Below are 2121 nucleotides of genomic sequence, written 5' to 3' on the forward strand. Positions count from 1 at the left end.
TTCGATGGTGCGCTCGCCGTGCAGGCCAGCCGGCCGGACGCACCGATCCTGTTCGTATATCCGCTGAACGGCCAGCTCTTCGCCGGGACCTGGCACGCCCCCTGGCAGGACGGACCGGACCAGGTCACACCGCCAGCCGCCGCGATCGCCGCGTTCCTCGCCGATCTCGCCGACGCCATGCCCTGGCTCGACCTGCGCGAGGACGCCGTCCATGCCGTGCATGCCGGCCTGCTGCCGGTGAGCCGTCCAGGCTCGACCGACCTCACCGGCCGCCCGCTGATCGTCGATCATGGCCAGGAAGGCGGCCCCGCCAGCCTGCATTCCATCGCCGCGATCAAGTTCACAACCGCCCCCATGCTGGCACGCAGGATCCTGGCCCGGATGAGGTGACGGCTCCGGTCCTGCCGGCGGAAGCATCCTGGCCGTTCCGCCCACAGCCGGCGCTGCCTCGGTACCACGGGACTTCCACACGCCCTGCATCCGCCGCACCGGCCCGATCGTTCAGTCCGATGCCGGGCCACACCGCGCGGCGTCCCCGGCAGGGATCGGCCCTCTGGCCGGGGCGAGAGGATGGCTCAGACAGCACGGAGTATGGCGTGACGGCGCGGCCTGCCGGTGGCCTTTTCCCTCTTCGGCAACGCTTCGGTGACTACCGAGGTGATCCGGCCGTACGCCGGTCGGGCAGTGATCACCCGTCCGTCCACCAGCAGGAGCCGATGGATCCGTTTCTCGTCGGGTGCTGGCTAGGTGTACGGTCCCGGGTTGTCGTGGCGCATGATCTCGTGAGGAGGAGGATGCGCGATGGCAGCGAGTCCTCATGGCTCGGTCCGAGCGACGGCACGCGTCTCAGCCGAACTCCAAGCGTCGCAAGAAGCGGCCCGCACCCTGGCCACCCGCCATGGACTGAACCGAAGACTGTCGGCAAGTGACGCCAGCGCACGTGCACGCTCGATGCGCCAGCGGAGCCGGGCCGCCGGGTAGCTCGGTACTCACCGAGGCCGGGTAGACCATCGTTGTCGAGTTCCGTCGCCGCACGCTGCTGCCTTCCTGCGCGAGGTCGTCGAGGTGTGCCCCTACCAAATCCATGCCATCGCGCAGCGGTCCGCCAAACGCATGCCCGGCAAAGCCGGGCTCCGCAGGCCGATATCGGCCTGCCCCGGACCTAATCGGGCCTGATCCGGGGGCATGGCCTTCGCCGGTCTGCCCAAGAACCGTGGCCGCTGCCCCCAGATCAAGGCCTTCTTCGGCGGGCATGTCTTCGACCGCGTGTGCGACGCGCCTTGCAGCGGCTGTGCCGCTGCCCCCTCCAGGGGATCACCCAGCGATGGCAGCGACCATCGCCTTACCAAGCCCTACCACCCCCTTCCGCAGGCTCTTGCCTGCGCTTGTTGCAAGAAGCGGACCGATGGCCTGTTGGCCATCGATCGACGAATGGCCAAGCCGAGCGGATGAACCGGACCGTGCAGGAGGCTGTCAACGAGACCTTCCACTATCCGGCCTCGACGCACTCCAGGCCCACGTCCTGACCTTCCTCACCGCTCACACTTTCGCCAAGCATCCGAAGGCGCTGCAATGGCGGGCACCCTTCCCGTCAGTCTGCCACGCATGGAAGGCCGACGCCTCGATCTTCAAGATCGACCCGCACCACCTCATCACCAGACCGTACATCTAGGCGCAAGCGAGAGCCAGGTACGGCGGTTTACTGACACGCAGATCAAGACCGATGCGATCGACGCGACCGTGCTGGCACTGCTCCATGCGGATCGTGCGGCAGCGGGCGCGGCTGAAGACGTTCGCGCAGTCGATCCTGCATGCCCATCTCGTGTCGGCCTGTCCGCACCCGGCCCATTCGAGCTGAAGGGGACATGTCTGGATGCAGGCGCAAGCGTTTCACCTGACGAGCGTGACACCATTGTCCCGGCACCTGAGTGGTCACGGCAGGATCGGGGGACTTTGAGATCGTAGAGCGCAAGTTGGCGCAAGACCCGGGGCGGCCTGGACGTCACGCGGTTGATGACGATCCCGAGCATCGACCTGATGGTCGCGGCCGTTCTCAGAGCCCGTTTGAGAATGTGCTCAGTGGCTGATGCGGCGTAGGAGCAAGCTGCCCATGGCGACGTG

At 67.2% G+C, this 2121-nt stretch carries 2 pseudogenes; both read left to right on the forward strand.

Features of this window, described 5'->3' with window-relative positions:
- Window positions 1-390, forward strand: a pseudogene (locus EQG76_RS22105) (FAD-dependent oxidoreductase); the annotation flags it as partial.
- Window positions 391-1182: 792 nt separating this feature from the next.
- Window positions 1183-1672: pseudogene (locus tag EQG76_RS33585) on the forward strand (hypothetical protein); the annotation flags it as partial.
- Window positions 1673-2121: the final 449 nt, after the last annotated feature.

This window comes from Geminicoccus flavidas, assembly GCF_009806515.1.
Classification (GTDB): domain Bacteria; phylum Pseudomonadota; class Alphaproteobacteria; order Geminicoccales; family Geminicoccaceae; genus Geminicoccus; species Geminicoccus flavidus.